Source organism: Anoxybacteroides voinovskiense (assembly GCF_014196205.1).
In the GTDB taxonomy this organism is placed as follows: domain Bacteria; phylum Bacillota; class Bacilli; order Bacillales; family Anoxybacillaceae; genus Anoxybacteroides; species Anoxybacteroides voinovskiense.
Genome location: NZ_JACIDE010000006.1, coordinates 139,938 through 160,786 on the forward strand (window position 1 = coordinate 139,938; position 20,849 = coordinate 160,786).

The window sequence follows — 20,849 nt, forward strand, 5'->3', positions numbered from 1 at the left end:
GGAAATGTATGACGCTAGAACATCCACGCGAAGGAGAGATTATTCAAATTCATAGCTACAAACATAACGGCTCGATTCATCGTATTTGGAAAGAAACGATTGTTTTAAAAGGCACGCCAAACTATATTATTGCAGCTAACGACCGAACAATCGTCATGGAGGCAGATGGACGGACATGGATAACACGAGAGCCAGCGATTTGCTTTTTTTATGCGAAACATTGGTTTAATATTATCGGCATGTTTCGTGAAGATGGCATTTATTATTACTGTAACCTTAGTTCCCCATTTGTCCGCGACAAAGAAGCGCTTAAGTACATCGACTATGATTTAGATGTAAAAGTTTTTCCAAATATGACGTACGTTCTTTTAGACGAAGAAGAGTACGAACGCCATCGAAAAGAAATGAACTATCCGGACGTCATTGACCGCATTTTAAAAAGCAACGTCGAGAAGCTCATTAGTTGGATTCATCAGCGCAAAGGACCGTTCGCACCCGATTTTATTGACATGTGGTATGAAAAATTTCTTTCGTATCGAAAATAAAAAACCTGTGCAACGAAGCAGGTTTTTTATTTTTTTATTCACTTTTATTTGATAAAGAAATAAAGTGAAAAAGTACTCATATTATTTGGCAAAAAGGTATTTCAAAGAACAATAGCAAGATTAAATCGTAAAAAGGAAGTGTATTCATTTTGTTTCGATAATTTAAATTTTTTTTAATATTACGTATTGTATTATTCTACTATACGTGGCATAATTTAAATGAAAAATGACAGAATTGCATTGCAATTCTTTTTTTACTTAGGCAGGGGGGGCGTCATGAATAAGCAGCATGTGCTAGAAGTGAAAGGGTTGAAAACATCCTTTTTTACAGACGATGGGGAAGTTCCAGCGGTCGATGATATCGATTTTTACATAGACGAAGGGGAAATTTTAGGCATTGTTGGGGAGTCGGGCTGTGGCAAAAGCGTCACTTCGCTCTCCATTATGGGGTTGTTGCCAAAGGGCATCGGCAAAATTGTTGGCGGCGATATTTTGTTTAAAGGCGAAAATCTCGTTCGTGCGACGGAAAAACGCATGAAACAAATTCGCGGCAACGAAATTGCGATGATTTTCCAAGAGCCGATGACGTCGTTAAATCCATTGTTTACAATTGGTAACCAGCTAATGGAAGCCATCCGTATCCATACAAATTTGAGTAAAAAAGAAGCAAGACTTCGTGCTATCGAGATGTTGAAACTCGTCGGGCTTCCGCGCGCAGAGGAAATCATCGATGAATATCCGCATCAGTTGTCAGGAGGAATGCGGCAGCGCGTCATGATTGCGATGGCGATGGTATGCCAGCCGGCAGTGTTGATTGCCGACGAACCGACGACGGCGCTTGATGTCACAATTCAAGCACAAATTTTAAAACTAATGAAAGACTTAAACGAAAACTTCCAAACAGCGATTATGATGATTACGCACGATCTAGGGGTAGTCGCAGAAGTATGTCAGCGTGTCGTTGTCATGTATTCCGGCAAAATTGTCGAAGAAGGGGACGTTCGGACGATTTTTAAAGATCCGAAACACCCGTATACGGTCGGTCTCATTCAATCCGTCCCAGACATTCGCGAGAAGAAGGAACGGCTTTATTCGATACCAGGCAACGTTCCAAAACCAGGTTCGATCAAACAAGGCTGCCGTTTCGCCGCAAGATGTGCGCACGCGTTTGACCGTTGTTTTCAAGAAACTCCAAAGCTATATGACATCGATGACAAAGGACATCGCGTCCGTTGTTTTTTGCACCAAAGAGAGGGGGAAATAAATAGTGACCGAGCCGTTGTTGCAGGTGAAAGGGCTTAAAAAATACTTCCCCATTACCGGCGGTATTTTTAGTAAAACGGTCGGGGAAGTGAAGGCCGTTGATGACCTTACATTTACTGTACATAAAGGGGAAACGCTTGGCATTGTCGGCGAATCAGGCTGTGGAAAGTCGACGACTGGGCGGATGCTTCTTCGTTTAATCGAGCCGACAGACGGTTCAATTATCTTTGAGGGACAAGAGATTACAAATCTATCGAAGCAGGAAATGCGGAAAGTTCGTCGCGATATGCAAATGGTTTTTCAAGACCCATTTGCGTCGCTTAATCCTCGTCATACGGTAGAGAAAATATTGGAAGAACCGCTCATTGTACACGGAATTGGCTCGAAACAAGAGCGAAAAAAACGCGTGCAAGAAATGCTCGAAGTCGTCGGGCTCGGTAGCTACCATGCTAAGCGGTATCCGCACCAGTTTAGCGGCGGCCAGCGCCAGCGAATTGGCATCGCCCGCGCGCTAATGACAAAACCGAAATTAATTATCGCCGATGAGCCTGTTTCGGCGCTTGACGTGTCGATTCAAGCACAAGTGCTAAATTTATTAGAAGATTTGCAAAAAGAATTTGGTCTAACGTACATTTTTATCGCACACGACTTAGGGGTCGTCCGCCATATTAGCGACCGTGTTGGCGTGATGTATTTAGGGCGGATGGTTGAATTAGCGGATAGCGATACGCTCTATGAATCTCCGAAACATCCGTATACAAAAGCGCTATTATCGGCCGTTCCGATTCCAGACCCGGAATATCGTCAAGAACGGCAACTTCTTGCAGGTGATTTGCCAAGTCCGGCAAATCCGCCAAAAGGATGTGCGTTTCATACACGTTGCAGCGCTTGTATGGATATTTGTAAGACGGCGCGTCCGGAGTTGAAAGAAGTCGAACAAGGTCATTACGTTGCTTGTCATCTTTATTAAAGCAGCAAGCAGCGAAACAATAAATAAAAAAGGGGGAAACAAAAAGTGAAGAAAAAATCACTCATGGCAGTGCTTGCGTTTATGCTTGCAATGTCGCTTGCACTTGCTGGCTGTGGAAAATCTGAAAAAACAGCTGGCGGAGAAAAAGAAAGCTCAAAAAGCACTACCCAAAGTACGCTTGTTTATGGTCGTGGCGGGGACTCAGTAGGACTTGACCCAGCGACAGTGACAGACGGAGAGTCTTTGAAAGTAACAAAAAATATTTTTGACACATTGCTAGATTACAATGATGGCGACACGTCGATTCAACCGGCGTTAGCAGAAAAATGGGAAGTTTCTCCGGATGGACTCACGTATACGTTTACGCTTCGTAAAGGCGTGAAGTTCCACGACGGAACAGATTTCAATGCAGAAGCAGTCGTATTCAACTTTGAACGTTGGGCGAACGGTAATGCGGATACATTCCCGTACTACGGTTCGATGTTTGGCGGTTATAAAAATGACGAAGGTCACGTCATTAAAGAAGTCAAAGCAGTGGATGACTATACGGTGCAATTCGTATTGAAACGTCCGCAAGCGCCATTTTTGAAAAACCTTGCGATGACACCGTTTGCGATTGCAAGCCCAACAGCGGTGAAAAAATATGGCGACAAATTTACAGAACATCCGGTTGGTACAGGTCCATTCGTCTTTAAAGAATGGAAACGCAATGAGCGTATTGTATTGGAGAAAAATAAAAATTATTGGATGGAAGGTTATCCAAAGCTCAATCAATTAATTTTCGTTTCGATTCCTGACAACTCGGCACGCTTAAATGCATTATTAAAAGGCGAAATTGACATCATGGAAGACTTGAATCCAAACGACTTGAAGCAAGTAGAAGGAAATAAAGACTTCCAAATTTTCAAACGTCCATCGATGAACGTTGGTTATGTTGGGTTAACGACGACAAGAGGTCCGTTGAAAAACAAACTTGTTCGTCAAGCATTAAACTACGCAGTGGATAAAAAAGCGATTATTGATGCGTTTTATGCAGGGCAAGCAGAGCCGGCGAAAAACCCAATGCCGCCAAGCATCCCTGGCTATAACGACGCGATTCAAGATTATCCATTTGATTTAGAAAAAGCAAAACAATTGCTTGCACAAGCTGGCTATCCAAACGGCTTTGAAATGGAACTATGGGCAATGCCTGTTCCACGTCCATACATGCCAGATGGAAAGAAAGTAGCGGAAGCGTTGCAAGCGAACTTTGCAAAAATTGGTGTGAAAGCGAAAATCGTCACATACGAATGGGCAACATACCTTGAAAAAGCGTCTAAAGGAGAAGCAGATGCATTTTTACTCGGTTGGACAGGGGACAACGGCGATGCGGATAACTTCTTGTACGCATTGCTTGATAAAGATAGCATCGGCAGCAACAACTATACGTACTACTCAAACGACGAGCTACACAAAATTTTAATCGAAGCGCAAACCGTCAGCGATGAAAATAAACGTAACGAACTTTACAAAAAAGCACAAGAAATCATTAAAGAAGATGCACCATGGATCCCGCTTGTGCACTCCACACCATTGTTAGCAGGGAAAGCAAATATTAAAGGCTTTAACCCGCATCCAACTGGTTCGGATAAATTTACGAAAGTTGAGTTTCAATAATCTTCGGGTCGAGGGAGGGGGAGTGCATCCTCTCCCTTTTCACTTTCCAAAAGGAGTGAGACTATGTTCGCATATACGGTGCGACGGGTGTTAATGGTAATTCCAGTGTTGCTCGGAATGTCGCTCGTTGTGTTTTTTATGATTCGTGCGATTCCTGGAAACCCTGCGCAAGTTATTTTAGGACAAAAAGCAACGAAAGAAGCGGTTGCAGCCTTGACGCATAAACTTGGGCTTGATCAGCCGTGGTATGTACAATACGTCAAATATGTAGGTGGCTTATTGCAAGGCGATTTAGGCGAATCGATTCGCACAGGCTCTGCGGTAGCTGATGAAATTTGGCCGTATTTAGCAGCGACGTTAGAACTGTCATTAGCAGCAATGTTGATTGCGATTGTCGTGGGGGTGAACGCTGGCATTATTAGTGCATGGTTCCAAAATTCATGGTTTGACTATGCGGCGATGGTATTGGCGCTTGTTGGCGTATCGATGCCAATTTTTTGGCTCGGACTGATGGAGCAATGGGTGTTTGCCATTCATCTTGATTTGCTTCCGACGTCCGGACGAGAAGATATTAGAAATCCAATAGAACCAATCACGCATTTATATTTAGTGGACACACTACTGCAAGGAAATACGGATCAGTTTGTACAAGTATTGCAACATTTAATTTTGCCAAGCGTTGCATTGGCAACTATTCCGATGGCGATCATTGCCCGCATCACTCGCTCAAGCATGTTGGAAGTAATGAAATCCGATTATATTCGGACGGCAAGAGCAAAAGGGCTAAGCATGTTTTGGGTCGTGTACAAGCACTCATTGAAAAATGCAATTATCCCGGTATTGACGGTAATTGGCTTGCAGACAGGTTTGTTGCTTGGTGGTGCTATTTTAACAGAAACGATTTTTAGCTGGCCAGGAATCGGGCGCTACATTTACGATGCCATCGGCTACCGCGATTATCCGGTCATTCAATCAGGCATTTTAATTGTTGCGACGATTTTTATTTTTATTAACTTAATTGTTGACCTTCTTTATGCAGCCGTGGACCCACGCATTAAATATAACTAATGGAAGGGGGAGTCATCGTGGCTGAACTAGCTCGCAATCAAACACCAACGATACGGCAAGAAAAAGAAGAATCGGTTTCTTTATGGAAAGAAGGGTGGCGCAGCTTTAAGAAAAATAAAGTAGCGCTTGTTGGCATGGGGATTGTTGTCTTTTTCATTTTATTGGCGATATTTGCCCCATTGCTAGCTCCGTATGGCATTAATGACCAAAATTTATCGTTACGTTTGCAGGCGCCGTCTAAAGATCATTTGTTTGGTACAGATGATTTTGGGCGCGACATTTTATCGCGCGTCATTTATGGCGCACGCATTTCGCTTTGGGTCGGTTTTTTCTCTGTGCTTGGTTCTGTCATTGTCGGCTCGCTGCTCGGCATTGTTGCAGGGTACTACGGTCGCTTGGTAGACGGTGTCATCTCGCGCATTTTTGATATTATGTTGGCGTTTCCAAGCATTTTGTTAGCCATCGGCATTGTCGCTGTACTTGGACCATCATTGCAAAACGCGTTAATTGCGATTGCAGTCATTAACATTCCAAATTTCGGTCGTCTCATTCGCTCACGCGTCTTAAGCATTAAGCAAGAAGAATACATTATGGCAGCAAAAGCGATTGGAATGAGCGATGCTCGCATTTTGTTCCATCATATTTTGCCAAATAGTATGGCGCCGATTATTGTGCAAGGGACGCTTGCGATTGCTACGGCAATTATTGAAGCAGCTGCGCTCGGATTTTTAGGGTTAGGTGCACAACCGCCGAACCCAGAGTGGGGGACGATGTTAGCAAGTTCCAAAGAGTTTTTAACACAAGCACCGTGGACGATGATTTTCCCCGGGTTAGCGATTATGTTAACCGTGCTTGGGTTCAACTTAATGGGGGACGGTTTGCGCGACGCGCTCGATCCGCGCATGAAAAGCTAAAACAAACGGCTATCCTTAAATGGGGATAGCCGTTTGTTTATCGTTTCGTAGCTAACGAATCGCCTCCGCTTTTCTATGTTTTTTGATCGGACAGCTTGAATGCTTCGGCGTCCTGATGATATTGTTGAAAGCTATCAATGAGTTTATCTAAATGCTCCAATTGTTCTCCGTAGGCAATGATTGTTCCGATGAGCAAAAAGAGATGGTGTTCATTGCCGTATTGATTGTATTCGTAAAATGCCTCCACTAGCCGTTTTTTCTCATGGCATGCTTCGCTTGCAATTTCGGATTGTTGCTGTAGCTTCGCTTTCCCGATAAATTTTAGCAAAAGTTGCTCGTGATAAGAAAGCAAGCAATCGAGCTGTGCTCGTACGGTTTGTTGAAATTCATCCGGCATATGAAAAAGTTCGTTTTCAAGGCGATGCAGCACTTTTAACGTATCAAGTGCCCGATTCGTTGCAGAAATCATTTGCCGGTACAATACGAGTTTGCGCGACCGCTGGTAACGATTTTTTTGCAAATACATTCGTTCTTCTTTGTAAAGCAAATACAATTGATCGAGCTTGATCATTTTTTCTTTTAGCTTTTCGATATCTTCTTTTAACACATGATGTTCTGACGCGTGGCGAATGTTCAGGCGAATCCATTTTAAAATTTCCTCTGTATTTTCTGTGATATGGAAATACAGCTTTTTTTCGTACTTCGGCGGAAGGAATATAAGGTTCACGACGAAGGCAGCAAGCACGCCAAGCATAATCGTCGAAAAGCGAATGGCCGCAAACTGAATGAAATTCGCGTTCGTATATTCCATAATAGCGATAACGGTAACTAGCGCAACGGAAATGGTCGACTCCAGCCGAAGCTGCAAACAAAGCGCGATGACTAAAATGGCTGTCAATCCTACGATAAATGGATTATGTCCAAATAATAAAACGCTCACAATCGCAAAAACAGCACCGATTATATTGGCTTGTACTTGTTCGACGAGCGACAAATAGGAGCGATAAATGGTCGGCTGCATCGCAAACACTGCCGATATTCCGGCAAATACTGGCGAAGGGAAATTCATTATACTTGCTAAAGAAAGCGCCAATGTAACGGCAATTCCCGTTTTAAAGATGCGGGCTCCGAGTCTCATAACGTTCGTATCCTTCCTTTTGCCTCAAAAAAGTTGCTAAACAATTTAGTAATATGGATAATAAAATTAACCAAATAAATAAAAATAATTAAAAATTTTTATAAAAACCCGTGGTGCTAGTTGAGCGCTAGCGCTCAACTAGTCCGAGTGTGACAAGCGAATACACCAACAATATGCCATCTAGTGCCACTTCAAACCCTGAAATCGAATTCGCACGAATTTCTGTCATACGATACTGGTCAACGAGGACGGAGAACACCGTTTCTATCACTTTCCGTTTTTGTTTGAGCCATTTCTCCCATGATGCCGATGGACGGTGTTTCTGATTTTTGTGAGATGGAGTCCAAAAAGCGATTTGGTACGCTGCATACAACTTTTTTTTGCAATTCGCTACTGATGAATCCTTTGTCACCTAAGTTATAGGGGTGAGGAATTGGAGTCATGACCGTTTCAGCTGCGGTTCGATCGTGACAGGACGCCTCCGTTACCACATATCCCATAGGCAGTCCTTGGTTGGTCACTTGAAGATGAAACTTAAACCCATAGTACCACTGCTTTTTCGACGCACAAAGTCCGATGTCCGCGATCCCTTGGAATCGTTTGACACGGTACATTCTTGCGGCATGACACAACTCAATTGGCATGCTATCTACTACCGCATAGGCATGATGTTGACCACGTTGTGCTAGTTCATGACGAATCCATTTGATCGCAAAGCGCAGTGCTCGGCAACGGCGATTGTATCGGGATCGTTCGATAAACTGCCCATCGGTAAATAAATTTCCCTCCACAAAACGATGCCATGCACGTTCGGAGGAGAAGCCAAGCAGCTTTCCCAAAAGATGAATGGCAATGATCACCGCGTCTTCTTGTTTCGCCAAATGACGATTGCGACGTTGAAGATAGCATTGAATTTGTGACAGCTGGGCAGAAACAAAAAAGAAAATGGCTGCATATTGTTTTTGAATCTTCGCTTGATCTGTAGTAAAATGAAAGTGCTCTTGCATGGGGATTCTCCTTTCGAATGTTGGATCGCACTTTCATTCTACAGGAGATCCACAGGCAAGGGCTATTTTTTTGCTTGCTCGATTTTATCTAGCACCACGGGTTATATATATTGAAGCATTGTTGCATTAATTACACAAAAAAGAGGCATCCGGATTCCGGTGCCTCTTTTGTCATAAGAAAATTTTATGATTAGGTCGGGAGCTGTCTAGCTCCAAGCGCCATCCGCCTGAGTCGTTTCCTCCTCGGTGGGGATTGTGCGACCTTCGTCGATAGGCGGGCGCTTTTCTTATTATTCTGTAGAGACGGAAGGGTCCGCTTGTTCTTTAGATGGGATGACTTGGAAGAAATGTTCTTCCGGTTTTTCAAGCAGCGGCTTCAGTGACTCTGCTTCTTCGATTTGTTCGTGCTCGATAAGTAAGGAAATGTAGGTCGATAAAAGCTCGTGTACATCCGCTTTTCCTCGTTCGCTTAAGCGCTCGATGCGAACTTGGGCGCCTTTGGCGATACGGCGTTCGAGCGCAGCCTTTGTTAATCCCATTTCTGGTTGATGGCGCAAGTAAACGACACCACCTGTCATTCCTGCACAAATCCATGGGCCAGGGTCGCCGAGAACGAGCCCGCGTCCATTTGTCATATATTCAAACGCAAACCCTTTAATGTTTGCCCGTGCTCCGATATTGCCATGCTCTTCTTCTGGGATTGGCACGGTCACTTGTCCGCCGATAATCATATCGGCACCTGAGAGGCGAATGCCAGCCCGTGCATCAGCATTACCTTGGGCGACGAGCAATCCTTTTTGCGCGCCATAGCCAAACCCTTTTCCGACGGAGCCGTTGTAATAGTTGCCGTCTTTTCCTTTTGCTTTGAAGATGAGAATGCTGCCACCAAGCGCTGTTTTGCCGATGCCGTCTTGGGCGCCGCCATCGACGTGAATGTGAATGCCGTAGCTATTGTAAGCACCAAGGCCGTTCCCAGGAATAGAGCCATCTTTAAAGCGCAATGTCACGTTCGGCAATTTTTTATAAGAGCCATCTAAACGCCCGCGCACGCGATGGCATGATACGCGGCTGCCGAGCACGCGCTGTTCAGATGTGACAGCAGAAAACTCGCGCGAACGGTGCAAATCTTCCACATGATAGTCGAGATATTCTGCTCCTGCGGCAACGAGTAATTTCGCTTCTTCTACGTTCGAGCGCATTTCTTTTGGCATAAACTGTCCAACTTCCAATACTTTCAATAAATGCGTCAAATCCATTTTTTCTAGCCCTCTTACTTGTTCTAGTAAGTCGGAGCGCCCGACAATGTCTTGCAATCGTTCAACGCCAAGCGAAGCCGTTAATGCTTTTAACTCATTACCGAAAGCAGTGAATAAGTTGACTAGTCCTTGAACCGCTGCCTCGAACTGCCGTGGCACGAAACGGCGTAAGCCATGTTCTTTTGCTTGCGCTTCCGATTCGATTTGCGTCGCGATGCCGACGTGGCACGTGTCTAAATGGCAACCGCGGCATGTCGTACAGCCAATCGCAATCATCGAAAGCGTACCGAAGCCGACGCGGTTTGCACCAAGCAACATCACTTTGATGACGTCTAAGGCGCTTTTAATGCCACCGTCTGCCCAAATTTCGACTTGGTTGCGCAATCCTGCTTCTAACAAAGCGTTATGGGCAGCTTTCACCCCGATTTCTACCGGAAGCCCGACATGTTGCAGCGCGTGAATGCGAGCTGCTCCTGTTCCGCCATCGAAGCCGCTTAGTGTAATAATATCCGCTCCTGCTTTTGCAATTCCAACAGCAATCGTCCCAATATTTGGCACAACCGGCACTTTTACGGCAACTTTTGCTTGGTCGTTTGCTGTTTTGAGTTCCGCAATCATTTGCGCTAAATCTTCAATCGAATAAATGTCATGGTTGTTCGATGGCGAAATGAGGTCAGAGCCGATCGTTGCGTTCCGTGCTTCGGCAATTTTCGCCGTTACTTTGGAACCCGGCAAATGCCCGCCTTCTCCTGGTTTTGCGCCTTGCCCGATTTTGATTTCTAATAAATTGGATGAGTTTAATAGCTCAGCATTGACACCAAAACGACCGGACGCGACTTGCTGACCGCGCGTGCGCGGATATTTGCCGAGCATATCTTTAATTTCGCCGCCTTCACCATTTAAGCTCACCATGTTGAGTCGATCGGCTGCTTCGGCATAGGCGCGGAAAGCGACTTCGTTTTGCGAGCCGAACGACATCGAGGCGATGACAAACGGCAAGCTATGTTCGCCGACGCTAATATCAACAGTTTCAGATGGCACTTCTTTTTTCGCTTTTTTCAAATCAAGCAAATGCCGAATCGTTGTTGGCGTTTCTGTTTCTATTTCTGTTAGTTTTTCACGATAGCTGTCGTACGAACCGGTTTGGGCTACTTCACCAATCGCTTTCCAAATGCGCGGAAAGACATGGAACGTTTTCCCTGGTTTTGCATTTTCATCGACATAGTCGTTTGCGCGAGCGATCGCATCTTCTTTTAGCGCCGCAAAATCGTATTGCAACGAATCGGAGCCGAAGAAGTTGACAATTTTCAATACGTCGGCGATTTCGTCATGCAATCCGATCGATGAAAAGAGGCGGCTGTATCCGCGCAATTCATGAATGCCGATGGTCGAAATCACTTTTTCTAACCCTTTATTCAATGCGTTGAATAAATTGATGACCGGTTTGACTGTATCTTCTGCTGCAACAGTTGCAAACATTAAGTAAGGATTGATTGCATTAGCTCCTAATCCGTAAGCAACGATGAAATCATGCAGCGAACGAATAGCCCCAGACCGAAGCAATAAAGAGCAATCTCGCCGTAACCCATTTTCGGTTAACGATTGGTCGATTGCCGAAGTAACAAGCAATGGATCCATCCATAAGTTTCCGTTTTGATGTGCCTCAGTATCGTCGATGACAAGCAACGTTTTTCCAGCTCGAACAGCTTCGCACGCTTCATTTGCCAACCGTTGAAGCGCTTCTTTTATCGTTTCGTCTGCTGTAAACGTCGCGGACAGCACGTAAGCGAGCTGTTTTGTTTGGAACGCATGAACGACTTGGTCGTAGGAAGGGTGACCTAACGTTTCCGCGCTGTCGAGACCAATTTTTCCTTCTATCAAAATTGGCGAAATTAACTCTACCACGTAGGAAGGTGGTTGCACATCCGTTAACGATGGGCGCTTGCCAATAATCGTTCTAGTCGAGAAATGCTCAGTTTCCCGATCGCGGTCGATTGCTGGGTTGGTGACGACCGCAACACTTTCTTTAATAAAATCGGCGAGGTTTTTCCGGTTCGGGTCAATGGCTGCTAACGGTGCGTCATGCCCGAGTGAACGAATTGGCTCTGCCCCTTTTTCTGCCATTTGCTCTAATAGTTGAATATGTTCACGATCCCAGCCGAATGCAGCATATTGCCCGTTGTGCACTTTGCTTGGCGAAGCGACAAATAAATGTTTTTCTAATGTTGGTGGAGTAAGGCGTGCCCGGAAGTTGGCGACATCAAACCGCTTAGAAAAACGAGCATACACTTCTTCTTGAAATGCGGCGTATTCGAGCACTTCAATATGACCATCTACTCCCCATTTCAACCCGATTTTTTCGCCTGGAGCAATCGGTTTTGGTTCTCCTGTGTACTCGCTTGCTGGAATAATCCCAGGTTCGGAAGCAAAAATGAACCGTTCTTCAGTATCTAACTTCCAAAGCGGACGCAATCCTAACGCATCGACGCTAAATACAGCTTCTTCTCCATAACGAGAAATGATGCCTGCTGGGCCTTGGGCAAAATGCCCCCACGCCTCCCGAATGTACGTATATAAATCTTGCAAATGCTCAGGGTATGCTTTCATTTCGTTCACAATTGGCGGGAACAAAATATCCATCGCTTCAAATAAGCTATATCCGTGACGGCAAATGAGCGTTTCCATTGTGCGGCTTAAATCTTGCGAATCGCTTCCACCGACAGTAAGCGGTACTCCAAGCATCATTGCTTCATCACGCAGTTTAGCAATGGTATTAATCTCTCCGTTATGCCCTAACACGCTAAACGGTTGAACACGGAAAAAGTTAGATAGCGTATTCGTTGAATACCGGTTATGCCCAAGCGTCATTGTTGAGGCAACGAGCGGGCTCGCTAAATCATGGTAATATTTTGGCAAAATATCTCCTGCGCCCATTACTTTGTAGACAACGTGGAAATGGCTTAACGAAGCGACATGAACGTCTTCGTCTTGCTCGATGTCAATGAGCAAATCGAACAATCGTTTCATGAGCTGTTCCTTATCAATAGGCAAAAGCGCTACTTGCCAAAAGACAGGTTCTTGGCGTAAAGCAATTGGTCCGAGTGCATGAGAAGAAGTAACACGATCTGATTCGAAAAGAAGGGTGAGCCCGGACTGTTTAAAGAGCTGTCTTATTTTTTCTTTTACTTGTTCGACGTCTGTTGTGCGATTAATAAAAATATGTCCGACGGTAAAGTGGTTGTCATTAGCGATTTCCGGGTTTTGCCCCGCATTCGCCAATTTTTCCATCCAAAGTGCTCTTGGGATGTCGATATGGATACCAACCCCATCCCCTTCGCCGTTAATAAAACCAGCACGATGATTCATTTTTACGAGGGCATTAATACAGGTCATAATGTTTTCTCTTGTTGGAACGCGCCGTTTTTCGATGGCGGATACAATGCCGCAAGCATCGTGTTCAGCGTGATGGAAATCTTGAAAAAGACTTGGATTCCAGCGTTGTTTCATGTTTGAGTGGCTTAAAAGTGGGAATCCCACCTTTGCCTTTCACCTCCTGCGCACAATGTTCTATAAGAAAAAGTTGGATAAACGATAGGAGAATAAAAATTTTCAGAATTTATAGTCTATGTTACCATGAACAAAAAGGGAAATCAATTATTTATTCATTTTTTTGGATATAATATTCATTTTGAAAGATGGTTAATGAAACGGATTTTTGTAAACGTTTTCAATGATTATAAAAAAGAACGGAAAGAAAACTCTTCCGCTCTTTTTGTATATTTATTCATTTTTTAACGTTTTAAATGCATGTTCAACCGCTTGGAGTGTATATTGAATATCCTCTTCTGTATGGGCGAGTGTAATAAACCACGCCTCGTATTTAGATGGTGCGAGGTTGATTCCTTGATGAAGCATCAACTTGAAAAATTTCGCAAACATCTCGCCGTCTGTTTGTTGAGCTTGTTCGTAATTTTCCACTTTTTCGGTCGTAAAGTAGACGGTTAGCGCTCCTTTTAATCGATTGATGGTCACAGGAATACCGTATGTTTTCGCATGGCTAGCAATCCCTTCTTCTAACATAGCACCCAGCCGGTCAAGATATTCGTAAACACCGTCTTGTTTTAACACTTCCAAGCAAGCGATACCGGCAAGGATAGAAGCCGGGTTTCCAGCCATCGTTCCCGCTTGATACGCAGGACCGAGCGGAGCGACTTGTTCCATAATGTCTTTTCGTCCGCCGTAGGCACCAATTGGGAGACCACCACCAATAATTTTTCCAAGCGCTGTTAAGTCTGGTTCAATCCCTAATAAATTTTGCGCTCCCCCGTACATAAACCGAAACGCTGTAATGACTTCATCGTAAATGACAAGTGCGCCTGCTTGATGGGCGATTTCGTTAATCGTTTCAAGAAATCCACGTTTTGGTTCCACGATGCCGAAGTTGCCGACAATCGGTTCGACAAGAACGGCAGCGACTTGTTCGCCCCAACGTTCCATCGCCTGCCGAAAAGAGTCAATATCGTTAAATGGAACGGTGATTACTTCTTGGGCGATGCTTTTTGGAACGCCGGCAGAGTCAGGTGTTCCTAATGTCGATGGACCAGAACCAGCCGCAACGAGCACAAGGTCGGAATGCCCGTGATAACAACCAGCAAATTTAATAATTTTATCCCGCCCTGTATAGGCACGAGCCACCCGAATCGTCGTCATGACTGCTTCTGTTCCCGAGTTGACGAAACGCACTTTTTCTAAGGAAGGAATGGCCTCTTTTAACATTTTTGCAAATGTAATTTCATGAGGGGTTGGTGTTCCGTATAACACGCCATTTTCCGCTGCTCGTTGAATCGCTTTTGTAATGTGCGGATGGGAATGCCCGGTAATAATCGGACCATATGCCGCTAAATAATCAATATATTTATTTCCGTCAACGTCCCAAAAGTAAGCGCCTTGCGCTCGTTCCATGACGACAGGAGCGCCGCCGCCAACCGCCTTATAGGAACGGGAAGGGCTGTTAACGCCGCCGACAATATGTTCGAGCGCTTCTTTGTATAATTGTTCTGATTTAATAAACTGCATGTTGAAAGCCTCCTATGCAAAAGTTTGCTGTTTTCTATTGTATCATAAGCATACCATTTGTTTCTCCTAGCGACTTTCGTTAAACTATTGCTTATGTGGAGGGTGAGAACATGTATGCGATTGAGGTAGAAAAACTACGAAAAGAATTTAAGGTGTATTCGAGCCGTTCCGGTTTAGTGGGAGCGTTTCGCGATTTGTTCACAAGAAACTATAAAATGATTCGGGCGGTCGACGATATTTCATTTACTGTTAAACAAGGAGAAATGGTAGGGTACATTGGGGAAAACGGAGCTGGAAAGTCGACGACCATTAAAATGTTGACAGGAATTTTAACGCCGACAGCTGGGAAAGTCGTTGTCAACGGCATGAATCCTCATAAAGAGCGCGAGGCGTTCGTTCAAACGATCGGCGTCGTCTTCGGACAACGGTCGCAATTATGGTGGGACATCGCGGTGCAAGAATCATTTCGATTATTAAAAAAAGTGTATCGCGTATCGGACAAAGAGTATAAAGAACATATGGAGCATGTCATCGAAACGTTAGATATTGGTCCATTGCTCGACAAACCGGTGCGCAAGCTATCATTGGGGCAGCGAATGCGTTGTGAATTGGCGGCCGCATTAATTCATAATCCACCGCTTTTGTTTTTAGATGAGCCGACGATTGGGCTAGATGTATTAGTGAAGCTAAAAATTCGTCAATTTTTAAAAGAAATTAATGAAAAATATAACACAACAATTTTATTAACGACGCATGATATCGCGGATATCGAAGCACTATGTGAGCGTGTCATTATGCTCGATGAAGGAAAAATTATTTATGACGGTTCCTTGCAGCGGCTCAAAGAAAATTGGGGCGAAGGAAAGCAAGTGCAGTTTACGTTTGCAACCGAAGTAACGGAAGAAGAGTTGTGCGCTCTTACATACGATATAAAGGCAACGTGGCGCAAAGAGGAAACAAATAGCTGGGTTGCCCATGTAGCACCGATGCATGTATCGGATGTCATTAGCCGGATCGTTGCCCGTTATGACATTCAAGATATTAATATTGATGAAATGTCGACAGAAGAAATTATTCGCAACATCTATGAAGAAGGTGTTGTGCATGGATAAATATTTTGAAATGATTCGCATCCGTTTTTTAATGATGTTGGCATATCGGACGAACTACTATACGGGCATTCTTATTTACTGCATTAATATCGGCGCATATTATTTCCTTTGGTCGGCCATTTACAACGGAAAATCGGCGATCCAAGGCATGTCTATCGAACAGATGACAACATATGTAGCGGTATCGTGGATGGCGCGCGCGTTTTATTTTAATAATATCGACCGTGAAATTGCGATGGAAATTAAAGAAGGAAAAGTAGCGGTTGAACTGATTCGTCCTTATAGTTATTTAGGGATGAAAACGATGCAAGGTTTGGGAGAGGGAGTATTTCGTTTATTTTTCCTTTCATTTCCTGGTCTCATTATTACTAGTCTGTTGTTTCCCCTCCATTTCTCGAGTGATATAAGAACATGGGGATATTTTGCCCTTTCGATTATGTTAAGTTTTGTGATTAACTCCCAGTTGAATTTATTGGCGGGGGTCGTGACGTTTTTTACGTTAAATAACGAAGGGTTGCTACGGGCGAAACGGTTCGTCATCGATTTATTTTCTGGTTTGATTTTGCCAATTAGTTTTTATCCACACTGGGCGCAAGAGGTGATGAAATACTTTCCGTTCCAAGCGATTAGCTATATTCCAAGCATGATTTTTACGGAAAGTTTTCGTGGACAGGCGGTTATTAACGGGCTTTTGTTTCAACTTGTCTGGAGTATCATCTTGCTCTTTCCGCTTCAACTGCTTTGGAAAGTGGCGAAAAAGCGGCTTGTCGTTCAAGGGGGGTGATGGCGTGTTTTATGTGTCGGTCTTTTTTCAATATATGGCGCAATATATGAAAACGAAGTTGCAATATCGGGCGGATTTGTTTGTTGAGTTTCTTTCTGATTTGATGTTTCAATCGGTCAACTTAATTTTTATTCTTGTAGTGTTTGGGCATACGACGCTATTGCACGGTTGGGCGAGAGATGAAATGATTTTTATTTACGGCTTCTTTTTAGTGCCGTTTGCGTTGTTTGGAGCATTTTTTAATATTTGGGATTTTAATGAGCGTTACATTGTCCGTGGAGAGATGGATCGTGTATTGACGCGGCCGGTGCACAGTTTGTTTCAAATTATTTTAGAACGGATGGAACTAGAGTCGCTTGTTGGTGGCGTGACGGGCATGATTATTATGGGATATGCGAGCGCACGATTGCATCTGGAGTTTCATTGGTACGATTTCTTTCTCTTTCTTTTGTTTGCGCTCGGGGGCATGCTCGTTTACGCGGGGGTGTTTATTTCGCTTGCGACGATTAGTTTTTGGTCAGATGCGCGAAGCTCGATCATGCCGATGATGTATAACATTAGCAACTATGGTCGTTATCCAATTGATATTTATAACCGCGTCATTCGTTATATTTTAACGTGGATTTTGCCGTTTGCATTTGTTGGGGTGTATCCGTCCGCTTATTTTTTAGGAAAAAAAGAGTGGTACGGCTATGCTTTTTTAACGCCGGTTATAGGGCTTGTCTTTTTTATGATTGCCGTTATGTTATGGAATAAAGGGGTCAAGCGGTATAGAGGCGCCGGGAACTAAATTGGTATATTTTTGGCTACCCCCTCGTATACATAGCCTGTACGGAGGGATAGCGATGGGGTGGCTTATTGTAATTGTCGGTGTGTTGGTGCTGAATATTGGTTCTGTATGGACTAGCCGAGTGAGCAAACATAAATATGTTTCATTAGAAAATTTTGTTGTATTAATTTCTTTATATGTAACGATGATGCTCGGATTTGGGATGATTTATACGGTTTTAGAAATAAATGGATATGACATTTTTATAAAAAATGCAAAAGACATTACGGGTGAGTTTTTTTCTGTTTTGCAAGACAGTCTATATTTTAGCGCAACGACATTGTTGGCAGTAGGTTATGGGGACGTTATCCCGATTGGAGCAGGAAGATGGTTTGCAGTCGTCGAAGCATTATTAGGGTATATTATGCCTGCTGCTTTTGTTGTTCGAGTAGTCATTGATTGGGAAAAAGATATGAATAAGGAGCGATAGGAATGCTGTTAATGGGAAATTTAGCACCGGACTTTACATTGCCTGCAAGCGACGGAACGGTGGTATCGCTTTCTGATTTTCATGGGAAGTTTGTTGTATTATATTTTTATCCGAAAGATATGACGCCAGGATGCACAGCGGAGGCGTGCGATTTTCGGGACTATTATGATCAATTTCGGGATTTAAACGCTGTCATTTTAGGAGTTAGCACCGATTCGGTAGAACGGCATCAAAAGTTTGTGGAAAAATATGCGTTGCCGTTTTTATTGTTAGCAGACGAGCAACATGAAGTGGCCGAAAAATACGGTGTTTGGAAACAGAAGAAAAATTTCGGAAAAGAATATATGGGAATTGAGCGCTCGACATTTGTCATTGACGAGGAAGGAAGATTACTCAAGGAATGGCGCGGTGTGAAAGTGAAAGGGCATGTAGAAGAAGCGTTAGCTTATATTCGTCATATTACGAAAAATAGGTAGATGTCCAAACCAACTAAAAAATACGGCATATATTGTTAACGTAGGGCATACCTCCTCAAATTATTCGTGCGGAAAGTAATTCCGCACGCTTTTTATGTTAAAAATCCAAATAAACTCATATATTAATGATACGAATATTGACAAAGCAGCGAAAAAAACGGTAGACTAATTATAAAAATTATAAAATAATAATTCTTTTTCTAAAGGGAGCGAGGTGCATGACGGTGTCTGAAGAACAACTGCTAAAAGAAGCGCTAGACACGTTGAAACAGACGGGGGTGCGTATTACCCCACAACGTCATGCGATATTGGAATATTTAATCCGTTCCATGTCACACCCGACGGCTGATGAGATTTATAAGGCGTTAGAAGGAAAATTCCCGAATATGAGCGTTGCAACGGTTTATAATAATCTCCGTGTGTTTAAAGAAGTAGGGCTTGTTAAAGAATTGACGTACGGTGATTCGTCAAGCCGGTTTGATTTTGTTACTTCCGATCACTACCATATCATCTGTGAACGGTGCGGAAAAATCGTCGACTTTCATTATCCGGGATTAGACGAAGTGGAGACGCTGGCGGCGCATGTGACAGGATTTAAAGTAAGCCATCATCGCATGGAAGTATACGGTGTCTGTGCAGACTGCCAACATTATCGGACGCATTAAAGCTGATAGCAAAGGCTATCAGCTCTTTTTTTTCTTTCGGTTGTACTTTTCATCGAACTCCTTGCCTTCTAATTCAGGATCTAATGTGAGCGGTTCGCTACAATACATACACAAATCGACGCGGCCGAGCATTTTTGTCGTTTTTCCGCAACTTGGGCAAACTACTTGAATTGTTCTTGTTGACAACATACCAATCCAAAAATAGACCACAGTGCTCGCGATAATAAAAAGTAATCCTAAAATCATAAATAGCGTCATAATCCACATCGAAGTGCGGAAGAATATCCCTATGTACATGACGATAAACCCAACAAAAATTAACCCAAGCGCGAACGTCCGAATTTTATTGATTTTGCTTGAATATTTAATCGACATCACTTGTCCCTCCTCCACATAACTATACCATAAAATTTAGGTAAGTTTGCAAAAAGGAATTTTGCGATTTTTGTCGAAATATGAGTGTTGAAACGCTCGAAACGATGGAGGGGAAAAGATGGAGGATTTAATTCGTCCCATTTACCAAGAAAGAGCTAGCCATCGCAATACGTTAGGAATTTTATTGATTGAAAAAAAACTGAACAACTCAGCGATTACAGATACATTTGATGTAGTGTTGTTAGTCATCGTGAAAGATGCCGACTCCCCGGTATTCAGTAAACATTACACAGCAAAAGGACAAAAAGCTGCGTTGTATATTGTGAGCGAAGAAAAATTAAACGAATGGCTTTTGTTTGGCTCGAACCGCAAAGTGATTGACTGGGTACTCAACGGGAAAGTATTGTTTGACCGGAATGAATATGTCCGGCAATTACGAAACCGAATGTTGGAGTTTCCAGAAGAAGCGCGTCGATTAAAGATGGGGGTAGAGTTTGCCAAATTAATTCGGCGGTATACAGATGGAAAAGTGTTTTTGGAAACAAACCAACTTTTGGATGCCTATAACCATGTTATCCATGCCCTTCATCATTTGGCACGGTTAGCTGTTATTGAGAAAGGGTTTTATCCTGAAGTGACTGTGTGGAATCAAGTGAAGCAAATTGATGCGCAAATTTATAAACTTTATGAAGAATTGGTGGGAAGCGACGAACCTTTAGAGAAAAGGCTAGAACTATTGTTTTTAGCGAGTGAATTTTTAATTCATTCGCGCCTTCCGTCTGGCTCAGCGCATTTACTGAATGTGTTGAAACGACGAGAAGAAGCTTGGAGCATTGGTGAAATGGTTGACCACCCCGAATTGGAAGCATACTCAGTTGATTTAGTCATAATGCTGGAATATTTAGTGGATAAGCACGTATTAACGACAGAAGAGATGCCAACAAAAGGGCAGAATGTGTATCACCGCTACTACAAAATAGCGAGCCACTAATAAAGAAGGCCCGTTCTTATACGGGGGAGAACGATGAGAAGGGCCTTTTGTTTTAATTATTTTTAAAAAAAGTGTTGACTTCACGAATCAAAGGTGATAAATTAAAAAACGTCGCTGCGAAATAGCAGTTGATAAAAAAGAGTGTTGACATCAGTAAGTCAACATGATACTATAATAAAGCCGCTCAAAGCGGCAAATAAAAATGTTCTTTGAAAACTGAACAAAACGAAGCGTCCTCGTTCAATGAACGAATAAACATGAGTTTGGAAGAAAACTTTCGATGGAGAGTTTGAT

Annotated in this window: 17 protein-coding genes and 1 pseudogene; 13 read left to right on the forward strand and 5 right to left on the reverse strand. The window is 43.4% G+C overall.

Annotated elements, in window-relative coordinates:
- Window positions 1-8 precede the first annotated feature (8 nt).
- The 6 genes from ntdP (at window position 9) to GGR02_RS05950 (ending at window position 6,416) form a co-directional block, all read left to right on the forward strand.
- Window positions 9-545 (forward strand): nucleoside tri-diphosphate phosphatase, encoded by a 537-nt coding sequence (ntdP, locus tag GGR02_RS05925; RefSeq protein ID WP_183183807.1) that lies wholly within the window; start codon window positions 9-11, stop codon window positions 543-545.
- Window positions 546-821: 276 nt separating this feature from the next.
- On the forward strand, window positions 822-1,847 hold the full coding sequence (locus GGR02_RS05930; protein WP_183183808.1) for an ABC transporter ATP-binding protein: 1,026 nt from the start codon (window positions 822-824) through the stop codon (window positions 1,845-1,847).
- On the forward strand, window positions 1,813-2,778 hold the full coding sequence (locus tag GGR02_RS05935; protein ID WP_183183809.1) for an ABC transporter ATP-binding protein: 966 nt from the start codon (window positions 1,813-1,815) through the stop codon (window positions 2,776-2,778). Before GGR02_RS05930 ends, GGR02_RS05935 begins: the two co-directional genes overlap by 35 nt.
- Window positions 2,779-2,823: 45 nt before the next feature.
- Window positions 2,824-4,434, forward strand: a complete 1,611-nt coding sequence (locus GGR02_RS05940) for an ABC transporter substrate-binding protein (protein ID WP_183183810.1) — start codon at window positions 2,824-2,826, stop codon at window positions 4,432-4,434.
- A 63-nt stretch (window positions 4,435-4,497) separates the two neighbouring features.
- Window positions 4,498-5,502 (forward strand): ABC transporter permease, encoded by a 1,005-nt coding sequence (locus GGR02_RS05945; RefSeq protein ID WP_183183811.1) that lies wholly within the window; start codon window positions 4,498-4,500, stop codon window positions 5,500-5,502.
- 17 nt (window positions 5,503-5,519) lie between these two features.
- The gene (locus tag GGR02_RS05950; RefSeq protein WP_183183812.1) at window positions 5,520-6,416 is read left to right on the forward strand and encodes an ABC transporter permease; all 897 of its coding nucleotides are present in this window, start codon (window positions 5,520-5,522) and stop codon (window positions 6,414-6,416) included.
- Window positions 6,417-6,489: 73 nt separating this feature from the next.
- Here the strand turns inward: GGR02_RS05950 and GGR02_RS05955 are convergent, their stop codons facing one another.
- From GGR02_RS05955 to GGR02_RS05970, 4 genes and pseudogenes are all read right to left on the reverse strand, one after another.
- Window positions 6,490-7,554 (reverse strand): FUSC family protein, encoded by a 1,065-nt coding sequence (locus GGR02_RS05955; protein WP_183183813.1) that lies wholly within the window; start codon window positions 7,552-7,554, stop codon window positions 6,490-6,492.
- Between the two features lie 127 nt (window positions 7,555-7,681).
- Window positions 7,682-8,561, reverse strand: a pseudogene (locus tag GGR02_RS05960) (IS982 family transposase).
- 290 nt (window positions 8,562-8,851) lie between these two features.
- Window positions 8,852-13,324: a glutamate synthase-related protein gene (locus tag GGR02_RS05965; RefSeq protein ID WP_183183838.1), complete on the reverse strand. Its 4,473-nt coding sequence runs from the start codon at window positions 13,322-13,324 to the stop codon at window positions 8,852-8,854.
- Window positions 13,325-13,597: 273 nt separating this feature from the next.
- Entirely contained in the window at window positions 13,598-14,893 is a 1,296-nt protein-coding gene (locus GGR02_RS05970) for a glutamate-1-semialdehyde 2,1-aminomutase (RefSeq protein WP_183183814.1), read from the reverse strand.
- Between the two features lie 110 nt (window positions 14,894-15,003).
- On the opposite strand from GGR02_RS05970, the gene GGR02_RS05975 reads away from it, so the two are divergent.
- The 6 genes from GGR02_RS05975 to perR all read left to right on the forward strand — a co-directional run bounded on the left by GGR02_RS05975 (window position 15,004) and on the right by perR (window position 19,189).
- Window positions 15,004-16,005: an ABC transporter ATP-binding protein gene (locus GGR02_RS05975; RefSeq protein WP_183183815.1), complete on the forward strand. Its 1,002-nt coding sequence runs from the start codon at window positions 15,004-15,006 to the stop codon at window positions 16,003-16,005.
- Window positions 15,998-16,789, forward strand: coding sequence for an ABC transporter permease (locus GGR02_RS05980; protein WP_183183816.1), 792 nt, complete (start codon window positions 15,998-16,000; stop codon window positions 16,787-16,789). The genes GGR02_RS05975 and GGR02_RS05980 overlap by 8 nt, the downstream gene beginning before the upstream one ends.
- A 4-nt stretch (window positions 16,790-16,793) precedes the next feature.
- Window positions 16,794-17,579, forward strand: a complete 786-nt coding sequence (locus tag GGR02_RS05985) for an ABC transporter permease (protein ID WP_183183817.1) — start codon at window positions 16,794-16,796, stop codon at window positions 17,577-17,579.
- A gap of 55 nt (window positions 17,580-17,634) precedes the next feature.
- Window positions 17,635-18,048: a potassium channel family protein gene (locus tag GGR02_RS05990; RefSeq protein WP_221210726.1), complete on the forward strand. Its 414-nt coding sequence runs from the start codon at window positions 17,635-17,637 to the stop codon at window positions 18,046-18,048.
- Between the two features lie 2 nt (window positions 18,049-18,050).
- Complete coding sequence (gene bcp, locus GGR02_RS05995; protein WP_183183818.1) at window positions 18,051-18,524, forward strand: thioredoxin-dependent thiol peroxidase; 474 nt, start codon at window positions 18,051-18,053, stop codon at window positions 18,522-18,524.
- 218 nt (window positions 18,525-18,742) lie between these two features.
- Entirely contained in the window at window positions 18,743-19,189 is a 447-nt protein-coding gene (gene perR / locus GGR02_RS06000; protein ID WP_183183819.1) for a peroxide-responsive transcriptional repressor PerR, read from the forward strand.
- 18 nt (window positions 19,190-19,207) lie between these two features.
- On the opposite strand, the gene GGR02_RS06005 is transcribed toward perR, so the two are convergent.
- Window positions 19,208-19,564 carry a YgzB family protein gene (locus GGR02_RS06005; RefSeq protein ID WP_183183820.1) on the reverse strand — a complete coding sequence of 119 codons (357 nt, stop codon included), beginning with the start codon at window positions 19,562-19,564 and terminating at the stop codon, window positions 19,208-19,210.
- 118 nt (window positions 19,565-19,682) lie between these two features.
- Between GGR02_RS06005 and GGR02_RS06010 the strand changes: the two genes are divergently transcribed.
- A complete protein-coding gene (locus tag GGR02_RS06010) occupies window positions 19,683-20,555 on the forward strand; it encodes a nucleotidyltransferase-like protein (RefSeq protein WP_183183821.1) in 873 nt (290 codons plus the stop codon).
- Window positions 20,556-20,849 lie beyond the last annotated feature (294 nt).